The sequence below is a fragment of the Enterococcus sp. DIV0806c genome (genome assembly GCF_051710905.1).
In the GTDB taxonomy this organism is placed as follows: Bacteria; Bacillota; Bacilli; order Lactobacillales; family Enterococcaceae; genus Enterococcus_B; species Enterococcus_B mundtii.
The window spans coordinates 1,198,296-1,222,036 of the sequence record NZ_JBIOLO010000001.1 but is presented as its reverse complement, the minus strand read 5'-3'; the positions used below and the strand labels follow the sequence as shown (position 1 = coordinate 1,222,036).

Annotated in this window: 20 protein-coding genes; 3 read left to right on the top strand and 17 right to left on the bottom strand. The window is 39.6% G+C overall.

Annotation, left to right across the window (positions count from 1 at the left end; all coding sequences use genetic code 11):
- Positions 1 to 28: 28 nt before the first annotated feature.
- The 3 genes from IGK77_RS05785 to IGK77_RS05775 form a co-directional block, all read right to left on the bottom strand.
- Positions 29 to 997, bottom strand: a complete 969-nt coding sequence (locus IGK77_RS05785) for a LacI family DNA-binding transcriptional regulator (protein WP_010735724.1) — start codon at positions 995 to 997, stop codon at positions 29 to 31.
- 157 nt (positions 998 to 1,154) lie between these two features.
- Positions 1,155 to 1,916 carry an alpha/beta fold hydrolase gene (locus IGK77_RS05780; protein WP_071866401.1) on the bottom strand — a complete coding sequence of 254 codons (762 nt, stop codon included), beginning with the start codon at positions 1,914 to 1,916 and terminating at the stop codon, positions 1,155 to 1,157.
- 8 nt (positions 1,917 to 1,924) lie between these two features.
- Positions 1,925 to 2,311: a hypothetical protein gene (locus IGK77_RS05775; RefSeq protein WP_071866400.1), complete on the bottom strand. Its 387-nt coding sequence runs from the start codon at positions 2,309 to 2,311 to the stop codon at positions 1,925 to 1,927.
- A 137-nt stretch (positions 2,312 to 2,448) separates the two neighbouring features.
- On the opposite strand from IGK77_RS05775, the gene IGK77_RS05770 reads away from it, so the two are divergent.
- The gene (locus IGK77_RS05770; RefSeq protein ID WP_019724126.1) at positions 2,449 to 2,997 is read left to right on the top strand and encodes a DUF2179 domain-containing protein; all 549 of its coding nucleotides are present in this window, start codon (positions 2,449 to 2,451) and stop codon (positions 2,995 to 2,997) included.
- 138 nt (positions 2,998 to 3,135) lie between these two features.
- Positions 3,136 to 3,747, top strand: coding sequence for a hypothetical protein (locus tag IGK77_RS05765; protein ID WP_071866399.1), 612 nt, complete (start codon positions 3,136 to 3,138; stop codon positions 3,745 to 3,747).
- 164 nt (positions 3,748 to 3,911) lie between these two features.
- Here the strand turns inward: IGK77_RS05765 and IGK77_RS05760 are convergent, their stop codons facing one another.
- The 7 genes from IGK77_RS05760 to IGK77_RS05730 all read right to left on the bottom strand — a co-directional run bounded on the left by IGK77_RS05760 (position 3,912) and on the right by IGK77_RS05730 (position 14,539).
- Positions 3,912 to 4,763, bottom strand: a complete 852-nt coding sequence (locus IGK77_RS05760; protein WP_074799733.1) for a DUF1803 domain-containing protein — start codon at positions 4,761 to 4,763, stop codon at positions 3,912 to 3,914.
- A gap of 98 nt (positions 4,764 to 4,861) precedes the next feature.
- A complete protein-coding gene (locus IGK77_RS05755) occupies positions 4,862 to 5,788 on the bottom strand; it encodes a manganese-dependent inorganic pyrophosphatase (RefSeq protein WP_019724232.1) in 927 nt (308 codons plus the stop codon).
- Positions 5,789 to 5,872: 84 nt separating this feature from the next.
- Positions 5,873 to 6,634 (bottom strand): pyruvate formate-lyase-activating protein, encoded by a 762-nt coding sequence (gene pflA / locus IGK77_RS05750; protein ID WP_074799734.1) that lies wholly within the window; start codon positions 6,632 to 6,634, stop codon positions 5,873 to 5,875.
- A 196-nt stretch (positions 6,635 to 6,830) separates the two neighbouring features.
- The gene (gene pflB / locus IGK77_RS05745; RefSeq protein ID WP_071866397.1) at positions 6,831 to 9,062 is read right to left on the bottom strand and encodes a formate C-acetyltransferase; all 2,232 of its coding nucleotides are present in this window, start codon (positions 9,060 to 9,062) and stop codon (positions 6,831 to 6,833) included.
- A gap of 272 nt (positions 9,063 to 9,334) precedes the next feature.
- On the bottom strand, positions 9,335 to 11,785 hold the full coding sequence (parC, locus tag IGK77_RS05740) for a DNA topoisomerase IV subunit A (protein WP_074799735.1): 2,451 nt from the start codon (positions 11,783 to 11,785) through the stop codon (positions 9,335 to 9,337).
- An 11-nt stretch (positions 11,786 to 11,796) separates the two neighbouring features.
- On the bottom strand, positions 11,797 to 13,842 hold the full coding sequence (parE, locus tag IGK77_RS05735; protein WP_023519491.1) for a DNA topoisomerase IV subunit B: 2,046 nt from the start codon (positions 13,840 to 13,842) through the stop codon (positions 11,797 to 11,799).
- A 271-nt stretch (positions 13,843 to 14,113) separates the two neighbouring features.
- The gene (locus IGK77_RS05730) at positions 14,114 to 14,539 is read right to left on the bottom strand and encodes a CoA-binding protein (RefSeq protein WP_438713054.1); all 426 of its coding nucleotides are present in this window, start codon (positions 14,537 to 14,539) and stop codon (positions 14,114 to 14,116) included.
- A gap of 97 nt (positions 14,540 to 14,636) precedes the next feature.
- On the opposite strand from IGK77_RS05730, the gene plsY reads away from it, so the two are divergent.
- Positions 14,637 to 15,272, top strand: a complete 636-nt coding sequence (gene plsY, locus IGK77_RS05725; protein WP_010735736.1) for a glycerol-3-phosphate 1-O-acyltransferase PlsY — start codon at positions 14,637 to 14,639, stop codon at positions 15,270 to 15,272.
- A 136-nt stretch (positions 15,273 to 15,408) separates the two neighbouring features.
- Here the strand turns inward: plsY and IGK77_RS05720 are convergent, their stop codons facing one another.
- From IGK77_RS05720 to topA, 7 genes are all read right to left on the bottom strand, one after another.
- Positions 15,409 to 16,284, bottom strand: a complete 876-nt coding sequence (locus tag IGK77_RS05720) for an aldose 1-epimerase family protein (protein WP_071866394.1) — start codon at positions 16,282 to 16,284, stop codon at positions 15,409 to 15,411.
- Positions 16,285 to 16,350: 66 nt separating this feature from the next.
- A complete protein-coding gene (gene codY / locus IGK77_RS05715) occupies positions 16,351 to 17,142 on the bottom strand; it encodes a GTP-sensing pleiotropic transcriptional regulator CodY (RefSeq protein WP_010735738.1) in 792 nt (263 codons plus the stop codon).
- Between the two features lie 15 nt (positions 17,143 to 17,157).
- On the bottom strand, positions 17,158 to 18,555 hold the full coding sequence (gene hslU / locus IGK77_RS05710) for an ATP-dependent protease ATPase subunit HslU (protein WP_010735739.1): 1,398 nt from the start codon (positions 18,553 to 18,555) through the stop codon (positions 17,158 to 17,160).
- A gap of 11 nt (positions 18,556 to 18,566) precedes the next feature.
- Positions 18,567 to 19,115: an HslVU peptidase proteolytic subunit gene (gene hslV / locus IGK77_RS05705; protein ID WP_010735740.1), complete on the bottom strand. Its 549-nt coding sequence runs from the start codon at positions 19,113 to 19,115 to the stop codon at positions 18,567 to 18,569.
- Positions 19,116 to 19,139: 24 nt separating this feature from the next.
- Complete coding sequence (xerC, locus tag IGK77_RS05700; RefSeq protein ID WP_074799737.1) at positions 19,140 to 20,036, bottom strand: tyrosine recombinase XerC; 897 nt, start codon at positions 20,034 to 20,036, stop codon at positions 19,140 to 19,142.
- A gap of 278 nt (positions 20,037 to 20,314) precedes the next feature.
- Positions 20,315 to 21,640 (bottom strand): FADH(2)-oxidizing methylenetetrahydrofolate--tRNA-(uracil(54)-C(5))-methyltransferase TrmFO, encoded by a 1,326-nt coding sequence (gene trmFO, locus IGK77_RS05695; protein WP_438713053.1) that lies wholly within the window; start codon positions 21,638 to 21,640, stop codon positions 20,315 to 20,317.
- Between the two features lie 22 nt (positions 21,641 to 21,662).
- Complete coding sequence (gene topA / locus IGK77_RS05690) at positions 21,663 to 23,741, bottom strand: type I DNA topoisomerase (protein WP_019723732.1); 2,079 nt, start codon at positions 23,739 to 23,741, stop codon at positions 21,663 to 21,665.

The window sequence follows — 23,741 nt, the reverse complement described above, 5'->3', positions numbered from 1 at the left end:
AATAGCACAAATCGTCTATTTTCTATAGCTAAGCGTTAGTCTTATTTAACTTTCTTGTCGTTTCACGAATGATCAATTCTGGGAAAAAGTGGCGATATCCTTGGCTTGCTCCTTTTTCAGTAATTTTCTTTAATAACATTTCGCCGCACACTTCCCCCATACGAATGATGTCTTGTTTAACGGTAGTCAGTTTTGGGGAACTGATTTGATCAAGAAATACGCCATCAAAACCAATGACGCCAAATTGATCGGGTAACTGCCCACCAACTTGTGTGATGCCACGAACAATACCAAGCGCTAAGCGATCAGAACTACAAACAAAACACGTTTTATCTGAAAATTCATCCCAATGTTCTGTGATATATTTTTCTGGTGTGGTGGAATGATTATCAAAACGCAGCATTTTCGGAGTTAGCCCAGCCTCTTCCATCACTTTTAGATAGCCCGCTTCTCTAGATAGTTCAAAAGGTTCTGCTTCATCGATGCCGATATAAACAACCGTTTGATAACCAACTTCTAAGGCATATTGTGTCGCTTTGGCGGTTCCGTATTGATTATCGCTATCAACATAATCATAGCCCATACGATTTTCACCAAATAACACAACTGGCTTTTCTAGACGATTGATCCAATCAAAATCTCTTTGACGCACGCCAGTGATGATATAACCATCGCAGGACCCAACATCAAAAGCATCGTTGGTCACTAATTGCAAGGAATAGTGCTCTTTACCAATCCTTTTGGCAATCCCCATAAGTAAATTCATATAATAGGGTTCCGTGGTATCGATTTCCTCAAGAATAAACAACTTGATGATCTGTGAACGGTTTGAAACTAACGCTTTTGCTGCAATATTCGGACGATAATCCAATTCAGCCATGGCGGTAAAAACTAGTTCCTTTAGCTCATCAGTGACTTGCTCTGGATGATTGATCACCCGAGAAACCGTCATTTTTGAGACATTTGCTCGTTTCGCTACATCTGCCAATGTTGGCATAAGATCTCCCCTTCCATGCCTAATTACATAACTATAGTCATTATAGCAAAGATTCGTGCTAAAAAAGAGCAACTCTCAAGTAGTTCTGAAAAAAAAGTCTACCAAAGAAAAAATTTTCTCTTTGATAGACGTTTTACCTAGTTAGACCTCTTACTTACTATATAGACACAGACATCATTTGGCTCAAAAAATCCGCTGCTTCCTCCATCAATGGGACTTCTACCATATGACGTTTTTCCGAAGAAGCACGAAAGACGATTCCCTTACCATAAGACTTATCTTGGTTTTTTTCGACAAATTTAGACACTTGTCGAAAAGGAATCTTTTCATCTTTTTCACCATGCCAGAAAAATAAAGGACGACCTGCTAGTTTTTCTGGTTGTAAAGATAGATCATAATGGTTGACCCATGAAATCAAGTCAAAATAATCATCTGGCACCTTATATTGAAATTCTTGCGCTCTGCGTGAAATTTCATTGCCATATTCAAGTGGTGCTGGTGATCCCATCAAACAAATTCCGCCAGTGATTTCTGGGTGTTTGGCTAGCAATGCACAAGTGGTCATTCCACCCATTGACACACCACCCACAGCTAATTTATCTGAAAGAAGTTCACGTTTTTTTAGATGTTCGATCAATGTATCAAACTCGAATAGATTCCCGTAGATACTACTCCAAAAAGTAAAGGAAGGAATTTTTGAAACGGGTTGTTTACGCTCGCCATGATTCATCGCATCTGGAAGCAAAACTCGCATCCCTTTTTTAGCCAGTTTTCTACCTTGAGTCAATACAAGCTCCTTGCTTGTCTGCCAACCATGATAGTAGATCACTACTGGGATTTTCTCTGTCTTCAACTCTTTTTGGACAACTTCTAATACGGGTATGTTTTTGATGGTTCGTTTCAAAATAATTGGATTCACTGATTGATTCACCTGATTTTCATTAGATTGGTTGACCGTAAAGACAACCATAAACTTAGCATGACTTGTACAAGGCATAGTAGCCCAAATGCAATAGTATAAAAATCCATCCTTTTGACAAAGAATAACATGGCGAATATTCCTATGATTCCTAATCCTATGGATAAGGCTGGAGAAATCGACATGTTAAAGAAGCTAGCCACACTACCAAAAATATTACCAATAAACACCATTAGAAAAAGAAAAATACTTAATATTACCCCATCAGTTAGTGAGATTGGGAATAACAAGGAATTCGCTTCAATGGGTTGTTGGATCGCATGGGTCCCTAAATACATACTAAGAAAAATACTACATATATGACTGACTCCAATGACCCTGTTCATTCGCTTCATCGCGCTCACCTGACTCTCTTTATAATTCTATTATAATCATTTTATCATTTTTTTAAAGTAATAAACGTTTATTCTTTTCTTCAATCGCATTATTTCTGATATGATGAACATAGACGCTACTGAAAGGAGTTCTTATTATGTTCGATCCAAAAATGTTAGCGATGATCTTTTTCATCAATTTCGCTTACATCACATTAAATACCTTACGCTTTATGTTGACCATGAAAGGCTATCGCTACATCGCTCCATTAGTTAGTATGGTTGAGATCACTATTTATATCGTTGGTTTATCTCTGGTTTTAGACCGCTTAGATAATCCATTGAATTTGTTCGTTTACGCGTTAGGCTATGCTGTTGGGATCAGTGTTGGGATTGCCATTGAGGATAAATTAGCACTAGGATATATCATGGTAACGACGATCCTACCAGCAAATACTTCAGAGGATAAAAATTTGCCGATCATTCTTCGACAAAATGGGTTTGGAGTGACACAAACATCAGCAACTGGTTTAGAAGGTGAACGGTTAGTCTTAGAGATTTTATCTCCACGTAAAAGTGAACGTGAGCTTTATCGCTTGATCAAAGAAGTCGAAGAACGTGCTTTTATTATCTCCTACGAACCAAAATATATTTCTGGCGGATTCTGGACAAAGAAAGTGCGCAAACGCCGAAGCAATGTGAAATGAATATACAAAAAATAAACGATGATCCGATGAATTTATTTCATCCGACCATCGTCTATTTATTTGTTTTATTAAAAACCATCGACAATTCCTCATCATTTTGTTATTATATTGTATATCATTAAATTTATGGGAGTACTTATGGAAATACAACAAAAAACAACGACCTATCTACATTGGGGATCTGTTTTTGCCGTTTTGAATGCTTTGCTTTTTTTCTTTTATGCTTATTTTAAGACTTCAAGCATCCCTTGCAACTCATTTGGCTGGTTATTGCTTGACCACTCCGAGCTAAACCAATCGACTGACAACCCAACATTCTTGATTCTTTCTACTTTCTGCGGCCTGATCTTCTCGTTATGTTTCGCCGCCTATTTTGCTAAAAAAAAGATGAATACATTTAATGAAGTAAACGTTATTTTCGTAATACTGAAATCACTGAACCTTTTAACAGCTATGCTCTATACGTTTAATCAAGATTCACTTTTTTTCTTCATTATTAACGGTTTAGTTGTGATTTTAACGATATTTACTTTCTTTATTTTTTCATTGATCACCAAGCAATTAAGAATGCCGATGGTCATACAAACCAGCACCTTTTTCTGTTTTTGCTATAGTCTCGTAGCACTATTCATCCTAGCCTTTGCGCCATCGATCAATTCTGCTAATATCCAAATCACTAGTAATATTCTAGATATCTTGTTTATTGGGAATTTGGCTTATATGATGTGGCATTTTCGTAAAACAGCATGATCCCAATGAGATCTGGACAGGAGTGTTTAGCCTCTTGAAATCAGGCAGCATCCACAAAAATTATTTTTCTAATTTTTGTGGATGCTGCCTGATTTTTCGAAGAGGTTACTTCTGTTCTCACTTTTTTTCGGTTTAGTCGGTGGGTTCCCCGACAATTGTTGAGGTCATATTTTCTTGATATAAGAATAAGATTTTAAATCCAATTGCCCCATGACTTCGACTAACGCTTGTTCTTTAATAAAGGCGGCTTGCATCGGCGTTTCCGTTGAAGGTTCATATTTTTGTAGCAATGCGTCTTTCCTATCCTCTGTTATAGGCAGGAGTAATCGATACTGCTCTTCCTGAGCAACAACCCTCGCTAATAATAAGGCATCTAGAAAAATCGACTCACGGCGTTTTTTGTATTTGTTTTCACAAATCCGTTCGATAATTATTTCTATTTGGTCAAAAAAATAGGTTTCATTCACATCGCCAAGCAACTGTCCTAGCGCCTGAAATTGCTCCGATAGCGGTGTTTGCTGTTTTTGAAGATGGAAGTACGTTGGTAAAGATACCACTTCTTCTCCTTGGGTGAGCGTCCTGAAGCGATAGTTCTCATTCCCTGCTTCCAACCGCACAATCGTAGGGACTGAAAAAGTAGTTGCATAAAAATAAGGAGACGTTGTTTCATGACAGAAATCCCAAATTTCTTCTGATAAGAAGAGATTTCTGCGGTGTTCCGGTTGTTTCATTAATTCATTGATTAATTCTTTAGTCAGTTGCTTGATCTCTGTTTGGAAATCTCCTTGGTCATAGACCGGAAAAGCACAGCGGTAACGGCGATTTTCTCGGATGATCAATCCACTATCGATCATTTGATCAAGAAAGTGTTCCATTTTCTTTTGAGGAAATGCTTTCTTTAGTTGGCGTAAAATCACCTCTTGTGAGCCTTGTTCGATCAAATAGTCGATCATTGGTTGGAAGAGCGGATGCTCAATTAGTTTTCGTTTGTTCTCTAAAGAATAAAAATATTGCATGTCTGTTTACCTGCTTTCTATGTGACACCTTGAATGAAAAAAGCGGGAGGTCCCAGTCAACTGGTTACACTCCCACTCCCTTCTTCCAATCTCATTGCCTAATTGAAAACTTCTGTTAATTGAGGTACCACTTGTTTTTTACGTGAAACGACCCCTTGTAAAAATGCGCGATTGTTTTCTAACTTCACGCCAAAAGCTTGTTCAACTTGTTCTTTTCTTTCGCCAGCAATCAATAATTCTGAGTTGCTGTTCAAGATGTCTGTTACAACAAGAACAAAAAGATCATAACCATTCGTCGCAATCTCTGTTTGCATGGCAGTTTCAAGTTCAGCTTGACGATCCATTACTTCATTTAGATCAACTGTATTGACTTGAGCGATACGAACACTTGCTTCACCCATAGGGAAACTTTTCGCATCTAGATCAAGTAATACTTCTGCTGGTTTATCACTTAGATTTGTACCTGCTTTCAACATGTCTAAACCATACGCTTCTAAGTCCACACCAGAGATTTCAACTAGCTCTTTTGCAGCCAATTGATCTGCTTCTGTTGAAGTTGGTGATTTGAACAACAATGTATCTGAAATGATTGCTGATAACATGATTCCAGCGATTTCTTTCGGAATCTCAATTTGATTTTCTTTAAATAATTTTAGAATGATCGTACTTGTACATCCCACTGGTTCAGCACGATAATACAATGGATTCGCTGTTTCAAAGTTGGCGATACGATGATGGTCAACTACTGCTAAAATCGTCGCTTCCGCAATATCTACCACGCTTTGTTGGAATTCATTATGATCGACAAGCATGACATCTGCTTGTTCCTCTTTGATCGATGTGATCACTCGAGGCGCCTCTAATTTGAAGTAATCTAGTGCAAATTGTGTTTCTTCACTTGGCGTGCCTAAAGCGACAGGCTCAGCGTTTACTCCTAATTGATTTTGCAAATATGAAAATGCAATCGCTGCTCCAATTGCATCTGTATCAGGATTTTGATGACCAAAAACTAAAACTTTTGACATTTGACTCGCTCCTTTTTGTTTTCTCCTATTCAATAATAGCAAAAAAACGGAAAGAAGCAATACTTATCTTCCTTCCGTTCGCGTCTATCTGGTTAAATACTTTGTATAATCTTCGATATGAAGAAGACGTTTTGCATTTTCTACTCGTTCTTTTGTCGGTGGTTCGATTCCTTCTAATGGATACGTCAAACCAAGCGTTTCCCATTTGTATTTACCCATTGTATGATAAGGAAGGATTTCCACACGATCGACATTATCAAGAGTTTTGATGAATGCATCAAGGCGGATCAAATACTCATCATAGTCACTACGTTCTGGGACTAACACATGACGAATCCAGACAGGTTTCTTGATATCTGAAAGATACTGAGCCATTTCTAAGATATTTTCATTGCCCCAATGAGTTAATTTTTTATGTGCTTCGTTATCGATATGTTTGATATCGAATAACAGTAAGTCCGTATAGTTCATCAACTCTTCAAAACGAGAAAAGAAAGGCTCATCATGGCTAAATGGTTTTCCACATGTGTCGATTGTTGTATGAATGCCACGTTCTTTCGCCTTTTGGAATAATTCGATTAGGAAATCGATCTGCAATAAAGGTTCACCACCACTAATCGTGATCCCTCCTTGTTTACCCCAATAAGAACGGTAACGTTCTGCTTGGTCTAAAATTGCATCCGCGGTATATTCTTTTCCTCCACCAATATTCCAAGTGTCTGGGTTATGGCAAAATTCACAACGCATGCGACAACCTTGCATGAAGACGACAAAGCGAACGCCTGGTCCATCTACAGACCCAAATGTTTCAATCGAATGGACATAGCCTTTAGTTTGTTCTTCCATTTTAATCACTTCTTTTCTTTAGTTTCTTTCGTTATGAGCCACGGACAATGTTGCGACTTCTCAACACGCTGTGAAGAAAAGATCTATCTACTCGCCTCTAACACTAGATATATGCTTTTTTCATATAGTTGTAAAAAAGGAAGACAAAAGCTCATGCGGAACTTTTGCCTTTCCTTTTTACACTGCATTGATTGTCTTACATTCTGTCGTGTGACGTTCTCATTAATACGTCTAATTGTTGTTCTCTTGTCAAGTCACGGAATTTAACCGCATATCCAGAAACACGGATCGTTAAGTTTGGATATTTCATTGGGTTTTCCATTGCATCACGCAATAAGTCATTACTGAATACGTTGACGTTCAAGTGGTATGCTCCTCTTGAGAAATAACCGTCTAAGACGTTACGTAAGTTGTCGATTCTTGTTTCTTCATCTTTCCCTAAACCAGAAGGGTTGATTGTTTGTGTATTAGAGATACCATCACGAGCGTGTGCATAGTTGAATTTCGCAGTTGAGTTCAAGCTTGCAAGTAACCCATTTTGTTCTGCTTGATAACTTGGATTTGCACCAGGTGCTAAAGGTTTACCAGCTTCACGTCCGTCAGGTGTATTCCCTGTATTTTTTCCGTAAACGACATTTGATGTGATCGTTAATAATGAAGTTGTCGGAGTTGAATTACGGTAAGTTTTATGACGTTTGATTTGACCCATGAAGTATTCTAAGATCCATTCAGCGATCTCATCGGCACGATCATCGTCATTACCATATTTAGGGAAGTCACCAGTTACTTCAAAGTCAACTGTGATCCCTTCTTCATTACGGATTGGTTTAACTTGTGCATATTTGATTGCAGACAAGCTATCTGCTGCGTGAGAGATACCTGCGATACCTGTCGCAAATGTACGTTTCAAGTCAGTATCCATGACTGCTAATTGTGCTGCTTCATAAGAATATTTGTCGTGCATATAGTGGATGATGTTTAGCGTATTGACATAAAGCTCAGCTAACCAGTCCATGATGTTCATGAAGTTGTGTTTTACTTCTTCAAAGTCTAATGTGTCGCTTGTGATCGGACGATACTCAGGACCTACTTGTGCGCCTGTCATTTCATCCACACCACCGTTGATCGCATATAACAAAGCTTTAGCTAAGTTTGCGCGAGCACCGAAGAATTGCATATCTTTACCAACAACAGTTCCAGATACACAACATGCGATCGCACAGTCGTCTGAACCCCATTGTTCACGAAGCAAGTTATCATTTTCAAATTGGATCGAAGAACTTTCGATCGCAATTTTACTTGCATACGTTCTGAAGCCTTCTGGTAAGTTTTCTGAGTATAAAACAGTCAAGTTTGGTTCTGGGGAAGGTCCCATATTTGTCAATGTGTGCAACATACGGAAATCATTTTTTGTGACTAATGAACGTCCGTCTAAGCCCATACCAGCGATTGATAAGGTTGCCCAGATCGGGAAGCCAGAGAACAATTGGTTGTATTCAGGCGTACGTGCAAATTTCACCATACGTAATTTCATTACTAAATGATCGATCAATTCTTGTGCTTCTTTTTCAGTGATCACACCGTTGTCTAAATCACGTTGGATATAAATGTCTAAGAATGCAGAGATACGTCCGATCGACATAGCTGCACCATTTTGAGATTTGATTGCTGCTAGATAACCAAAGTATAACCATTGAACGGCTTCTTTTGCGTTGGCAGCTGGTTTTGAAATGTCATACCCATATTTTGCAGCCATTTCTTTCATTTGAGCTAATGCACGATATTGTTCTGAGATTTCTTCACGAAGACGGATGACCTCTTCACTCATCGTGTGGTAGCCTGTATTGTCATGGTCTTTTTTCTTTTGAGCCATCAAATAGTCGATTCCGTACAATGCGATACGACGGTAGTCACCGATGATGCGGCCACGTCCGTAAGCGTCAGGAAGTCCAGTGATGATCTTGTTTTTACGTGCAGCACGCATTTCTGCTGTATAAGCATCGAATACACCTTGGTTATGTGTTTTTCTCCAGTCTGTGAAAATGTGTGTTAACTCTTCTTTTGGCTCATAGCCGTTACTTGTTAACGCATGATTCGCCATGTTGATGCCACCAAATGGCATGAATGCTTGTTTCAAAGGAGTTTCAGTTTGTAGACCGACGATTTGTTCTAAATCTTTGTCTAGGTATCCTGCTTCGTGAGAAGTGATTGTTGATACGACATCTGTATCCATGTCATATACACCATTACGTTCAAATTGGATATCGTTTAATTTTTGTAATTTTTCCCACAAATTTTCTGTTGCTTCAGTGGGTTTTTCTAAAAAGCTGTCATCACCGCGGTATTCTGTATAGTTGTTTTGGATAAAGTCACGTGTATCCACGCCTTCTTTCCACTTAGTTCCTTTAAATCCATTCCATTGTTCCATCGTATGGACCTCCCGTTTCTGTTTTATGTAACAGTTTTTACGTGATAAGTATAACACATGTCACCTCCAATGCAAGGGTTTTCTTGTTTTTTTGTTAACAAATAAAGCGAATATAAAATAATAGTCGTTATTAAAGTTGTTATATAGGCATTTATCTATTGTGAATCTATTCATATTTTGTTTGTGCAAGTCTTAATTTTATGTTAATAAATAAAAATAGCTGGCAACTGTAATAATACAGTTGCCAGCTATTTCATAAAAAACTATAACAGTTATTCCTTGATATCCATCGTTGGAGAATCAATCACCATTTGGACTTCTCCGCCTTTTTTCTCATCTAATACAAATGAACCGTTGGACGTACGATCACCGATTGGGTAATCCGTCGGATCGATTGGTAATTCTTGTCCTTTTTGATTGATCAACGTCATCGTTTTGGCGTGGCCCTCTGACATATAGATCACCCGATGTGGTTGTTTCTTCAATTCTCGCAATACAGTCACACCTCGTTTGGCACGTGAAGTCTGGCTGATTTCTTGTGCAAGCATTCGTTTTACTGCCCCACGCTGACTAACGATAACGACAGGCGTATCCCCTTCTGCCAAGACAAGTAAACCATTAACGACATAATCTTCTTCTTTCAAGTTGATCGATTTGACACCTGCAGCCTTCGTTCCAACGACTGGCACTTCAGTCAACGGATAGCGTAGGCCCATTCCTTGATGCGTAACAAGGAAAACATCACGATCTGTTTGTTCTTTTTCAAGATAGACAGCCACTAATTCATCTTCACTGGCTTTTAGCTTCATGCCACTCAATGGACGACTCTTATACGTACGCCATGGTTCAAAATCTGTCATCCGTGTCTGTTTGATCAAGCCGTTTTTACTGATAAATACAAATGTTTTTTCGGAATCGATCTTCTGATAGGGGAATACCGCTAAAATCGATTCATCAACAGCTAGATTCACTATCGTTTGTGAGATATGCTCACCGGCATCTTTCCATTTCAAATCTGGTAGTTCGTGGACTGGTCGATAGATCACATTGGCTTTATTGGTGACCAGTAACAAATGATCTAACGTATTCAGTTCCCCAGCATATAGAAGATAATCTCCTTCACGCATACCGATTTCTTCTGGTTTTGACGCACTATAGGAACGAAGACTTGTTCGTTTCACATAGCCTTCACGTGTAACACTGACAATGACATCCTCTTGCGCAACCAATACTTGAGTATCGATTTTGATTTCTTCGATTTCATCTTCGATCATCGTCAAGCGAGAAGAAGCATATTTCTTCTTGACTTCACGTAGTTCTTTTTTCATGACAGAAAATAATTCTTTATCATTTGAAAGGATTTTATTTAATTCAGTGATCAGAGCAATCAATTCTTGCGATTCACGACGTAGTTCAGTAATGTCTGTATTCGTCAAACGATAAAGCTGTAACGTCACGATGGCTTCAGCTTGTTCTTCTGTAAATTGGAACATTTGGACTAAATTGTGCTTCGCATCTTTTTTATCTTTACTCTCACGGATCGTTGCAATGACTTCATCTAAAATCGATAGAGCTTTCATCAGCCCTTCAACGATATGTTGTCTTCTTTGCGCTTTCTCCAAGTCAAACTGACTACGTTTGGTGATCACTTGCTTGCGGTGTTCGATGTAACTACTTAAAATATCCTTCAATCCTACTTGATGAGGGGTCATATGATCGATTGCCACCATATTGAAGTTGTAGTTGATCTGTAATTCGGTATTCTTGAATAAATAATTCAAGATTCCTTGAGCGTTAGCGTCTTTTTTCAATTCCACAACGATCTGTAGACCCGTACGATCACTTTCGTCACGAACTTCTGCGATCCCATCGATTTTCTTGTTCAAGCGTATCTCATCCATTTTTTTGACAAGAGTCGCTTTGTTCACTTCGTAAGGAATCTCAGTGATCACGATTTGTTGCTTGTTTCCTTTGATGGATTCAATCGCCGTTTTCGAGCGTAAGATCACTTTTCCACGACCAGTTTCATAAGCTTTCTTGATTTCATCTTTTCCTTGTAAAATGCCCCCAGTTGGAAAGTCAGGACCTGGAATGAATTCCATCAATTTGTCTAAGCTGGCTTGTGGATGGTCGATCATATAGACCGTTCCATCGATGACTTCTGCGAGATTATGCGTTGGTATCTCAGTAGCATAGCCCGCAGAGATACCGGTTGATCCATTGACTAATAGATTGGGGTATCTCGCTGGTAATACAGTCGGCTCTTTTTCAGTGTCATCAAAGTTCCACACAAGGTCGACCGTATTTTTTTCGATATCAGCAAGCATCTCGCCGCTCAATTTCGATAAGCGTGCTTCTGTATAACGCATTGCCGCTGGTGGGTCTCCGTCCATACTTCCGTTGTTTCCGTGCATTTCTACGAGTACTTCTCGTAGTTTCCAATCCTGGCTCATACGAACCATTGCATCATAGATACTGCTGTCACCGTGGGGATGATAATTACCCATGATATTCCCGACAGATTTTGCTGATTTACGGAATCCTTTATCAAACGTATTGCCGTCTTTATTCATCGCAAATAAAATACGACGTTGAACGGGTTTCAGACCATCACGGATATCCGGCAAAGCACGTTCTTGAATAATATATTTCGAGTAACGTCCGAAGCGGTCACCCATCACTTCTTCTAACGTTAATTCTTGGATTTCTTGACGTTCTTCCATTAGGTGACCTCCTATTCTACCTCTACTGATTGTTCATTTTTGTTTTCTTCTGCGCGTTCTTCTTCTAATAGGTCATTAGAAACAGACGCGGAAGTCTCAGTTTCTTCTTTTTTGTCTAGAATACTACGTTCTTCTTCTAAGCTGAATTGGACATGATTTTCAATCCATTTACGACGTGGTTCGACTTTATCCCCCATCAAGGTGGTTACGCGTCGCTCTGCTTGCGCAGCATCATCGATCCTCACCCGGATCAAGGTCCGAGAGGTTGGGTCCATCGTTGTTTCCCATAACTGCTCCGCATTCATCTCCCCAAGACCTTTGTACCGTTGCAACATATAGCCTTTACCGACAGTCTTAATGACTGCAGCTAATTCGTCATCGGTCCAAGCGTACTCGACTACTTGTTTTTTTCCTTGGCCTTTGGACACTTTATATAGAGGCGGTAAAGCAATGTAAACTTTTCCTGCTTCGATCAATGGTTTCATGTAGCGATAGAAAAATGTCAACAATAAGACTTGGATATGAGCACCATCGGTATCCGCATCGGTCATGATGATGATCTTGTCATAGTTACAATCTTCCAGTGAAAATTCAGGGCCAACGCCGGCACCGATCGTATAGATCATCGTATTGATTTCTTCATTTTTTAAGATATCTTGCATTTTTGCTTTTTCGGTATTGATGACTTTTCCTCGAAGTGGCAATATCGCTTGGAATTTCCGATCTCTCCCTTGTTTAGCTGATCCACCGGCTGAATCTCCTTCGACAAGATACAATTCATTTTTCTTAGGGTTTCTCGATTGTGCAGGTGTCAATTTTCCAGAAAGTAATGATTCGCCCTTTTTACGTTTTTTCCCGTTACGGCTTTCTTCTCTGGCTTTACGAGCGGCTTCCCGTGCTTCTCTCGCTTTGATTGCTTTACGAATCAGCATTTGGCTCATCTCACTGTTTTCTTGCAAGTAGAAGCCCATTTGTTCGCTCATGACATTATCAACGACGGAACGAGCAATCGGTGTACCCAGTTTTTCTTTTGTCTGTCCTTCAAATTGTAGCAAATGTTCAGGTACCCGGATCGACAAGACTGTCGCAAGTCCTTCACGGAAGTCACTACCTTCTAGGTTCTTGTCTCGTTCTTTCAACAAGCCTACTTTACGAGCATATTCATTATAGGCTTTGGTCATTGCTGTTTTCATGCCGACTTCATGCGTCCCACCATCTTTTGTTCGCACGTTGTTAACAAACGATAGGACATTTTCAGAATAGCCATCGTTATACTGATAGGCAACTTCTACTTCGATTCCTTCTTTTTCACCAGAGAAATAGACTACTGGCGTCAACGTATCTTTTTCTTCATTTAAATACGCAACGAATTCTTTGATTCCTTCTTCGTAATGAAAGACTTCTTGAACTGTTTCGTCACCTCTTAGATCTGTCAAAGTGATTTTCACACCTTTTAACAGAAATGCAGACTCTCTTAAACGTTCAGATAACGTATCATAGGAAAATTTCGTGGTTGAGAAAATACTATCATCTGGTAAGAAATGAACAGACGTCCCATTGGCTTTCTTCGTTTTGCCAATTTTTTTCAACGTTCCGTCTGGTTTTCCACCTTGTTTGAATGTTTGTTGGTATTCGATACCATCTCGGACGATCGTCACTGTCAGCCATTTAGATAAAGCATTGACGACACTGGCACCTACACCATGAAGTCCACCAGAAGTTTTATATCCTCCTTGGCCAAATTTACCACCGGCATGTAGCACAGTGAAAATAACTTCGACCGTTGGAATCCCTGAAGCATGCATACCTACAGGCATACCACGTCCACTATCCGTAACAGTCACACTGTTATCCTCGTGGATCGTCACAGCGATTTCATTTCCGTAGCCTGATAAAGCTTCATCTACGGCATTATCAACGATTTCATAGACTAAATGATGCAAGCCTCGGCTATCAGTCGACCCGATATACATCCCTGGTCGTTTTCTTACTGCTTCTAATCCTTCAAGAACTTGGATCGAGGCATCATTGTATTCATTTTTAATTTTTTTTGCCAAGGCAAACGCTCCTTCAATAATACTTGCGATATAACCGCACCACGCTTATCATACTAGAAAAGTCCTCAAAAAAAAAGAGGGAAGGTCAGAATTACAAGAAACAACCAACTCTCCCCCTTTTTTCATTCTTCTCTCTCTGCATGCCCATGGTAACGATCAATTACTCTTTTTTTGATAACAGGTCAAAACATTTTTTCATCACCCAGCTAACCTATTTACCAGTAAAAGTGGCACTGAGTATCAGGATATGTGCTTCTGTTACTCCTGTTGTTTATTGTTCCATTTTTGCTAATTCGATCTTGATGCAGCGATCCATGACGATATCATTTCTTCCAGCTGCTTGGAGCATTTCAGCAGCCTCTTCATTTTCAATGCCTAACTGTGCCCAGAAGACTTTCGCATCTGTTTTCAGGAAATCTACTGCTACTTCTGGTAAAAACTCACTACGGCGGAAAATATCCACGATATCGATAGGTTCATTGATATCTGTCAACTGTGCGACAACGGTTTCGCCCAATACTTCTTCCCCTGCTAATACCGGATTGACTGGAATGATACGATAGCCATGTTCTTGTAGTAATTGTGCCATCTGATAACTTGTCCGTTCGGGTTTATTACTTAAACCAACGACCGCGATCGTTTTTGCTTCTTGAAGATAGCGAAAGATATTCGCTTGTTCTGGATTTTTAAATGACATGTGGATGACTCCTTTCGAGCGTTCGATTTTTTCGATTGTTTGAAGCATTCTTTCATGCTAAAATATACATTAGTTTCAACTTGAAAGAGGTTAAAAAATGAAAATAATCTTATTGTTTATTGTAGCATATCTTTTGGGTTCCATTCCATCTGGAGTATGGGTTGGTAAAATCTTTTTTAAAAAAGACATCCGCGAACACGGTAGTGGAAATATGGGAACGACCAATACATTTCGTGTTTTAGGTAAAACCGCTGGAACAGTGGTATTATTCATGGACATCTTAAAGGGAACATTAGCTACTGCCTTACCCGTCATTTTCCATGTCACTTCTGTCAATCCGCTATGGTTTGGTGTCTGTGCGATCTTAGGACATACATTTCCGATCTTTGCTAAGTTCAAAGGTGGCAAAGCAGTGGCGACAAGTGCCGGTATGTTATTAGGCTTCAATCCACTGTTCTTTCTTTATTCATCAGCAATTTTCGTGATCAGTTTATACTGCACGAGCATGGTAAGCTTAACGAGCATGATCAGTGCGGTCTTGATCACTTTATCCACCATCTTCTTACCATACATTGCACCAGCGATCTTACCAGAACCAAATTTACTTTTGACGTTGATTGCTTGTGGTGTCTCCGCTTTTATTTTTTACCGTCATAAAGACAATATTAAGCGCATCAAAAATAAAACAGAAAGCCGAATCCCATTCGGTTTGAATAGTAGCAAAAAGAAATAATCTTTTTGATGAATGATAAAAAACAATGCCTTCTAAACAAATGACTGATCGATTGCTCAACAATTCGTTCATTTGTTCAGAAGGCATGTTTGTTTCATCGAACTAGATCAAGAAAACACATGTAATCGACTTGTGTTTACTTGACAGTGATCGAATATTTCGTCTTGAATAATTCGTGAGCGCCTAATTGATTGATTCCTGCCTTTTCGTTCAACTGCCCATTACTATCAACAGTATCTGCGATTCCAAACCACGGCTCAATACAAACAAATGGTGCTTCTTTAGGATATGGCGACCATATCCCAACGTAAGGCATATCTTTGTAACTGAGGGTGACACTGTGACTAGACTTTTCACTACGGATACTGTAAGCATTCAAACCTCTTGTTTCAAATACTAACGCATCTTGGTCAAACAGCTCCCGAAATAACGCAAGGTTGGTATTCGTTTGTCCAATCGTTTTTTGTTCCATGTCGATGAACGGTCCAGCTAATGGTAAACGCAAACGTGATTTTCTAGGAGAGAAAGCCAAATAAAAGTCTTCAAAAGTTAAACCTTCTTCTAATGGCACATTGAATGCTGGATGACCGCCAATCGAGAAATACATCTCTTCTTCCCCAATATTTTCAACTTGATAATGAACAGTGATCCCGTCTCCCCCTAATTCATAAACAAGTACCAATTCAAAATCAAACGGATAATTCTCTTTTGTTTCAGGGGTACTTTTTAGGACAAACTTCGCACGTTCTTGTTCGTGCTCCACCACTTCAAAATCCATATCACGAGCAAAACCATGTTGACCCATTGAATACGTTTTTCCTTGGTACACATATTGATCGTTTTTCAAACGTCCAACAATAGGGAAAAGAACGGGGGCATGTCTTCCCCAATACTTAGGATCGCCTTGCCAAATATATTCTAGATCATGTTCTTTTGATTTCAAACTGATCAATTCTGCTCCATGTTCGGAAATTTCAGCAATCAGCTGATCATTTTGAATAATAACAGTCATCGTCATCCTCCATCTTTTCTCAGACATTCACTTCTTCGAGTAGCAAGCCTCTGAAAAATCTTCCTTTTAATAACTATGCTTCGTCAGCTCATCTTTAAAACGAGCATTCAATACTTTTAAATACGTGCCTTTCATTCCCAGAGAGCGGGATTCAATGATTCCAGCTGATTCAAGTTTACGTAAGGCATTTACGATGACCGAACGAGTAATACCGATCTTGTCCGCAATATTTGAGGCAGTCAATCGGCCTTCATTACCTTCTAAAGCATCAAAAATGGCTTGAACTGCTTTTAATTCACTGTATGATAACGTATTGATCGCCATTTGGACAGCGGTCGTACTACGAACGTCCGCTTCGATATCTCGTGATTTTTGATAAAGGATCTGCATCCCTACTACTGTTGCGCCGTATTCTGCTAAAACAAGGTCTTCATCGTTAAAGGCTTGTTCCATTCTTGCTAAAATGATCGTCCCTAAGCGTTCACCTGCGCCAAAGATCGGCACAACTGTCGTCAATCCAAAAGGATATTTTTCACGACTTTCAAATGGAAATGCCGTCATATCGCTTGTGATTGGGATATTGGATTCTGTTTTCGTGATCATATCGACTGTTTCTGTGTAGGCATCAGGAAATTGTTTTTGCACAAACATTGTTTTCACACGATCATTGTTCACATCGTGCCGTTCATTATAACCAAGTAAAACCCCTTCACTGCCAATGATATACGTATTGCTGTCTAAAACAGCACCTAAAGTGACCGCCATTTTATCGTAAGGTAAATCCGCCTGCATATCAAACGTATTTTTTTGTTGCAATAATTTGTTTATCTTTCGAGTGTTCGTCAACAAATCCGTCATTTTTTTCCTCCGATTTTATAATATATAGCGACTTAGATCTTCATTTGCCGCAATTGATCCTAATTTATCATTGACATAGGCTTCTGTAATGGTAATTTCTCCCATTTGCATTTCTGGCGCTTCGAATAACAAGTCTTCCAACAATTTCTCTAATATTGTGTGTAAGCGTCTTGCCCCGATATTATCGGTATCACGATTCACATCATAAGCAATTTGTGCAATACGTTCGATTGCTTCTTTAGTAAACGTGACAGTCACATTTTCAGTACCAATCAATGCAATATATTGTTTGACTAACGCATTGTTTGGTTCAGTCAAGATCTTAACAAAGTCTTCAGCAGTTAGGTCATCTAACTCGACACGGATTGGGAAACGTCCTTGTAATTCAGGAATCAAATCGCTTGGTTTTGATAAGTGGAACGCTCCTGAAGCGATAAATAAAATGTGGTCTGTTTGTAAGGTACCGTATTTTGTATTGACTTGTGAACCTTCAACGATCGGCAAGATATCTCTTTGGACACCTTCTCTTGATACTTCCCCAGATTGTTGCGATTTAGAAGTGATTTTATCGATTTCATCAATAAAAATGATGCCGCTTGATTCGGCTAATTTGATTGCCTCACTGTGGATATCCGCATCATTGACTAATTTTGCCGATTCTTCTTTGATCAATAATTCTAACGCTTCTTTGACTGTCACTGTTCGTTCGATTTTTTTCTTTGGCGTCAACGCACCAAGTGTTTCGTTCAAATCGATCCCCATTTGTTCAAGTCCATTGTTCATCATCGGTGCTGGTTTCTTTTGATCTTGGACTTCGATCGTCACTTCTCGATTGTCAAGCAAACCTTTTTGCAATTGCTCTAACACCGTGCGACGATTCACTCGAATCTCTTCCGTTACTTCTTCTTGTGTTTCTGCTGGTTGTTGCGAAGCATTGAACATATTCATCATTTGCTCAAACTGGTTGTTTGATTGTTTTTGTTCTTTTTTGATACCTGGTACAAGGATCTTCACTAATTGTTTTTCCGCATTTTTCTTGGCTTGTGGGCGAACACGAAGATATTGATCTTTTTCAACGATCTGGATTGCGTTTTCGACAAGATCACGAACCATCGATTCCACGTCACGTCCCACGTAACCAACTTCAGTAAACTTCGTTGCTTCAACCTTAACAAAAGGTGCGTTGACGATTTTTGCCAAACGACGAGCGATCTCTGTTTTACCGACCCCAGTTGGCCCGATCATCAACATATTTTTAGGTGTGATATCTTGTTGCATCTTTTCATCTAATTGAAGACGTCGATAACGATTTCTAAGGGCAACTGCCACTGATTTTTTTGCTGCTTGTTGGCCAATGATATATTGATCTAATTCACTGACGATTTGTTTTGGTGTTTGTTTTAATTCATACATGTCATTCACCTCTATAATTCTTCTACAATAATGTTGTGATTTGTAAAGACGCAGATGTCTGCTGCAATATTCAACGCATTTTCAGCAATCTCTTTTGCACTCATCTCATTTTGTGCATAGTTTTTCATTGCTCGTGCGGCAGCTAACGCAAAGTTTCCACCAGAACCAATGGCTAAGATCCCATCATCCGGTGTAATCACTTCACCTGTACCAGAAACGAGTAACATTTCTTTGTCATTCATCACGATCAACATCGCTTCTAGCTTTTGCATCGACTGTTGTGTACGCCATTCTTGGGCTAATTCAACGGCTGCTCGTTGGAGATTTCCGTTGTATTCATTTAGCTTACCTTCAAATTTTTCTTCTAAAGTAAAAGCGTCAGCAACGCTCCCTGCAAAGCCAACGACTACTTCATCGTTGTAAATGCGACGTACTTTTCTCGCACTGCCCTTCATCACGACAGATTCGCCCATCGTTACTTGGCCATCACCTGCCATCGCAAATTTCCCGTTTTTTTCAACTGCACAAATGGTTGTTGAATGAAACTGTGATTCTACCATAGATATTTCCTCCTAATAATGTGATCACGCTCGTGGATGGAAAGAGCGATAATTTTTTTGTAAGCTTTCTTTTGTGACATGCGCATAGATTTGAGTCGTTGATAAATTTGCATGACCTAAAAGTTCTTGCACTGTACGCATATCGGCACCATTATTCAATAAGTGCGTCGCAAAAGTATGACGTAACATGTGAGGATGGATATCACTATCCAAACTACTCTTTTTTATGATTTGATTTAATACATATTCGATTCCAGTAGGTGTGATCGGTTCTCCATGATGATTCACGAAGACATAGTCATGTGACTTATGGTATTTCGTCATTAAGACGCTGCGCCCTTTGGCAAAATACTCTTGCAAAGCATCTTGCGCAAATGAACCCAACGGCGCATAGCGTTCTTTGTTTCCTTTTCCATGGATCAACATCACCTCTGAGCCTAAATCGATGGCAGACATCGTCAATTGGCTACATTCACTCAAACGGATACCTGATCCATAAAGTACTTCTAATAATGCCCGATCTCTTAGTGCTAAAGGACTATCCCCTGTCACACTTTCGAATAAGCTTTGCATCTCATTCTCATAAAAAAAACGAGGAAGTTTAACATTTTTTTTCTTCAAATGAACATACGAAAATGGATTTTCAGCGATTTTTTCTTCACGAAGAAGGTATTGATAAAATGAGCGTAAACTCGCAATTTTCCGACTCACCGAATTTCGACTGTATGACTTATCAGATAGATAGCTTAGATAAACTCGTACATCCAAATAGCTGACTTTCAGTAGATCAGATTCCCCCGATTCCGCCAAGAATCGTTGAAAATCATTGATATCTTCTTCGTAGGCAGATTTGGTTTTTTCTGAATACCCGCGCTCTATGATTAAATAACGCAAAAAATCTTCTTGTAAAGTTGGCTTCATTCTTTTTACACCTACCTTTAGATCCCAAAATAAATTTAGCATAGCCCCAGAGAAAAAACAAACAAATTGTCAGAATTTAACTAATATTTCTAAGTTTGTTCACAATTCAATTCGTTTGCTTGACAATTAAGGGATAAGCTGACCAGAACCAACGTTAAAAAAACCATAGTTATTATATAAATTGGCGTGAGTTCAGTCAATAACCGAGAAATAAGCCGAAGTACTCAAAAATGGCAATCACCATCCTGAGACACTTCGACTTATTACATAACATCCATTTAACGAGAAGCAAATTCTTTATTCAAGACTTCTTGCTTCACTTTTTCATTGGCTGCTAAGGCACGTTGTGCAATTGCTTCATAACGAGATTTTTTATCACGGATTCGTTCAGGTAATTCTGGGAATAATCCGTAGTTTGCATTCATTGGTTGGAAATGTTTGCCTTCCGCATGTGTGATGTAGTAAGCCATACTTCCCATTGCTGTTTCTTGTGGCAACGTCACAGGTTCCAATTCTTTCGCTAAGCGAGCAGCGTTGATCCCTGCAAGCAAGCCACTTGCCGCGCTTTCAACATAGCCCTCTACACCCGTCATTTGTCCTGCAAAAAATAGATCTTCGCGTTTGGTCGATTGATAAGTCGGCTTCAAGAGTTCTGGTGAATTCATGAAACTGTTGCGATGCATCACACCATAGCGGACAAATTCTGCATTTTCTAATCCTGGGATCATGCGGAACACGCGCTTTTGTTCGCCCCATTTTAAATGCGTCTGGAAACCAACGATATTATAAAGAGAAGCGGCTGCATTATCTTGTCTTAATTGGATGACTGCATAAGGTCTTTTTCCAGTTTTAGGGTCTTCTAGGCCGACTGGTTTCATTGGCCCAAATAGCATTGTCTTAAAGCCACGTTGCGCCATTACTTCGATTGGCATACAACCTTCAAAATATTTTTCTTTTTCAAAAGATTTTAATTCAGCCACTTCCGCATTGACTAAGGCTTCATGGAAAGCTTTAAATTCTTCTTCGGTCATCGGACAGTTTAAGTAAGCTGCCTCGCCTTTGTCATAACGTGATTTTAAATACACCTTGTCCATATCGATCGTTGATTTGTCGACGATCGGTGCCGCAGCATCGTAGAAATAGAAACCGTCTGAGCCATTGAATGCTTTGATGCTTTCTGCTAAAGGATGAGAAGTCAGAGGTCCTGTAGCTATCACCGTGATTCCTTCTGGTATTTCAGTGATTTCTTCATTCACCACTGTAACTAAAGGATGCTCTTTGACCTTACGAGTGATGGTTTCAGAAAATGAATCGCGGTCAACTGCTAAGGCACCGCCTGCAGGTACAGCTGTTTCATCTGCTGAATGGATGATCACTGAATCTAAGCGACGCATTTCTTCTTTCAATAATCCAACTGCGTTCGCCAGACTATTCCCTCTTAGAGAATTGGAACAGACTAATTCAGCGAAATTATCTGTATGATGCGCTTCTGTCTTCCTAACTGGTCTCATTTCATATAACTTTACAGGTACACCCGCTTGAGCGATTTGCCATGCTGCTTCGCTTCCAGCTAGACCTGCACCTACTACATTGACGATTTTCAACTAAAAACCTCTTCTCATTTCTTTATTTTTGAACATCTTCTTCGTAATCGCCATTCGTACAAACCACTTGTTTGCCGCCTTTGACTTTTTTCTCGACCAGGTAATGGTCACATTTCGGGCAATTTCTGCCGATTGGTTTTTCCCAAGAGGTGAATTCACATTCAGGGAAACGAGAGCAGCCATAGAATAGACGATTTTTCTTAGATTTACGTTCGATGACTTGTCCTTCATGACACACGGGACAAGTGACGCCGATTTCCTTGACGATTGGTTTGGTGTTTCGGCAATCTGGAAAATTACTACATGCATAGAATTTACCATACTTCCCTAATTTTATCACCATCGGATGCCCACACAAATCACAATCAAAACCAGCTGGTTCATCTTTGATCTGGATTTTCTCGATTTTTTCTTCGGCATTCGATAATTCTTTTTCAAATGGTTTATAAAAACGATCGACGACTTCGATCCATTCTTCTTTCCCTTCTTCGACTTTGTCTAAGTCATCTTCCATTTCAGCTGTAAAATGGATATCTACGATTTGTGGGAAAAACTCACAGATCAACGAATTGACGATCTCACCTAATTCGGTTGGTTCAAAACGTTTTTGTGTCAACTTCACATAATATCGTCGTTGGATCGTATCTAACGTTGGCGCATAAGTCGAGGGACGACCTACCCCATTTTCTTCTAATGCACGGATCAACGTCGCTTCACTATAACGTGCAGGCGGTTGTGTGAAATGTTGTTTCGGTTCGATATCGACAGATTGCACCGTATCGCCTTCTGCTAACTCTGGCAAAATGTTTTCTTTGTCTTCTTTCCCATCGTCCCGGCCTTCAACATACACTTGCATGAACCCTTTGAATTTGATCTTTGAGCCATTCGCAATGAATCTTACATCATTTTGTTCCAACGTGACTTTCATCGTATCCAATACAGCTGGTGTCATTTGACTTGCAACAAATCGTGACCAAATCAACGTATATAGTTTCAATTGGTCTTTATCCAAGTATTGTTTCAACTCATCTGGTGTACGTAATGCACTGGTTGGACGTACCGCTTCATGGGCATCTTGTGCCCCTTTAGAGTTCGTTGCTTTACGTTCCGAATGACTGGAGAATTCTTTTCCGTATGTTTCTTCGATGAACGTTGCGACTTCGGCTTTAGCAGTATCGGCAATCCGTGTAGAATCGGTACGCATATACGTGATCAACCCGATCGTGCCTTGTTTGCCAAGTGAGATTCCTTCATACAACTGTTGCGCCACCATCATGGTTTTACGTGTTCTGAAATTCAATTTACGAGCGGCTTCTTGTTGCAAACTACTTGTCGTGAATGGGTTCGCAGGATTTCGCTTGCGTTCTTTCTTTTCGACTTTTGTTACTGCAAACTCTTTACCAGTGATCCGGTCAGTCACTTCTTTGACAGTTTCGGCATCAGACAATTTTTTCTTTTTGCCATCGACTCCCCAAAAATTTGCTTTGAACTTCTTACGTTCTTTCTTAAAGTTTCCGTCAATACTCCAATACTCTTCCGGAGTAAAATCACGGATCTCTTTTTCGCGTTCAATGATGATTTTCAATGCGATCGATTGGACTCGACCAGCACTCAAGCCTTTTTTTACTTTACGCCATAAGATCGGACTAATCGAATAACCAACGATACGGTCAAGCGTTCGACGTGCTTGTTGCGCATCGACAAGATCCACATCGATCGTACGTGGCTCTTTAAATGCTGCCTTGACTGCATCCTTGGTGATTTCATTGAAGACAACACGATTCTTATCGTTTAGATCCAAGCCTAACAAATAAGCCAAATGCCAAGCAATTGCTTCCCCTTCTCTATCCGGGTCACTTGCGAGGTAAACTTTTTGCGCTTTTTTTGCCGCTGCTTTTAGACTTTTGATGACGTCGCCTTTTCCTCGAATCGAGATATAATGCGGTTCATAATTATTTTCAAAATCGATCCCCATCTTACTTTTAGGTAAGTCACGAATATGTCCTACACTAGCCATTACTTTATAATTACGGCCAAGATATTTTTCAATCGTCTTGGCTTTTGCAGGTGATTCTACGATCACTAAATATTTATATGCCAT

Bases quoted from the DNA above. Each gene is read 5' to 3' on its own strand.
- pflA (WP_074799734.1), bottom strand. From the start codon at position 6,634: ATGGAAGAACAAACTAAAGGCTATGTCCATTCGATTGAAACATTTGGG.
- xerC (WP_074799737.1), bottom strand. From the start codon at position 20,036: ATGAAGCCAACTTTACAAGAAGATTTTTTGCGTTATTTAATCATAGAG.
- IGK77_RS05765 (WP_071866399.1), top strand. From the start codon at position 3,136: ATGGAAATACAACAAAAAACAACGACCTATCTACATTGGGGATCTGTT.
- codY (WP_010735738.1), bottom strand. From the start codon at position 17,142: ATGACGGATTTGTTGACGAACACTCGAAAGATAAACAAATTATTGCAA.
- IGK77_RS05730 (WP_438713054.1), bottom strand. From the start codon at position 14,539: ATGTCATTTAAAAATCCAGAACAAGCGAATATCTTTCGCTATCTTCAA.
- IGK77_RS05755 (WP_019724232.1), bottom strand. From the start codon at position 5,788: ATGTCAAAAGTTTTAGTTTTTGGTCATCAAAATCCTGATACAGATGCA.
- IGK77_RS05720 (WP_071866394.1), bottom strand. From the start codon at position 16,284: ATGACTGTTATTATTCAAAATGATCAGCTGATTGCTGAAATTTCCGAA.
- hslU (WP_010735739.1), bottom strand. From the start codon at position 18,555: ATGTATGAATTAAAACAAACACCAAAACAAATCGTCAGTGAATTAGAT.
- parC (WP_074799735.1), bottom strand. From the start codon at position 11,785: ATGGAAGAACGTCAAGAAATCCAAGAATTAACGTTAGAAGAAGTGATG.
- IGK77_RS05760 (WP_074799733.1), bottom strand. From the start codon at position 4,763: ATGCAATATTTTTATTCTTTAGAGAACAAACGAAAACTAATTGAGCAT.
- IGK77_RS05775 (WP_071866400.1), bottom strand. From the start codon at position 2,311: ATGAAGCGAATGAACAGGGTCATTGGAGTCAGTCATATATGTAGTATT.
- pflB (WP_071866397.1), bottom strand. From the start codon at position 9,062: ATGGAACAATGGAATGGATTTAAAGGAACTAAGTGGAAAGAAGGCGTG.
- IGK77_RS05770 (WP_019724126.1), top strand. From the start codon at position 2,449: ATGTTCGATCCAAAAATGTTAGCGATGATCTTTTTCATCAATTTCGCT.
- topA (WP_019723732.1), bottom strand. From the start codon at position 23,741: ATGGCATATAAATATTTAGTGATCGTAGAATCACCTGCAAAAGCCAAG.
- plsY (WP_010735736.1), top strand. From the start codon at position 14,637: ATGAAAATAATCTTATTGTTTATTGTAGCATATCTTTTGGGTTCCATT.
- hslV (WP_010735740.1), bottom strand. From the start codon at position 19,115: ATGGTAGAATCACAGTTTCATTCAACAACCATTTGTGCAGTTGAAAAA.
- IGK77_RS05785 (WP_010735724.1), bottom strand. From the start codon at position 997: ATGCCAACATTGGCAGATGTAGCGAAACGAGCAAATGTCTCAAAAATG.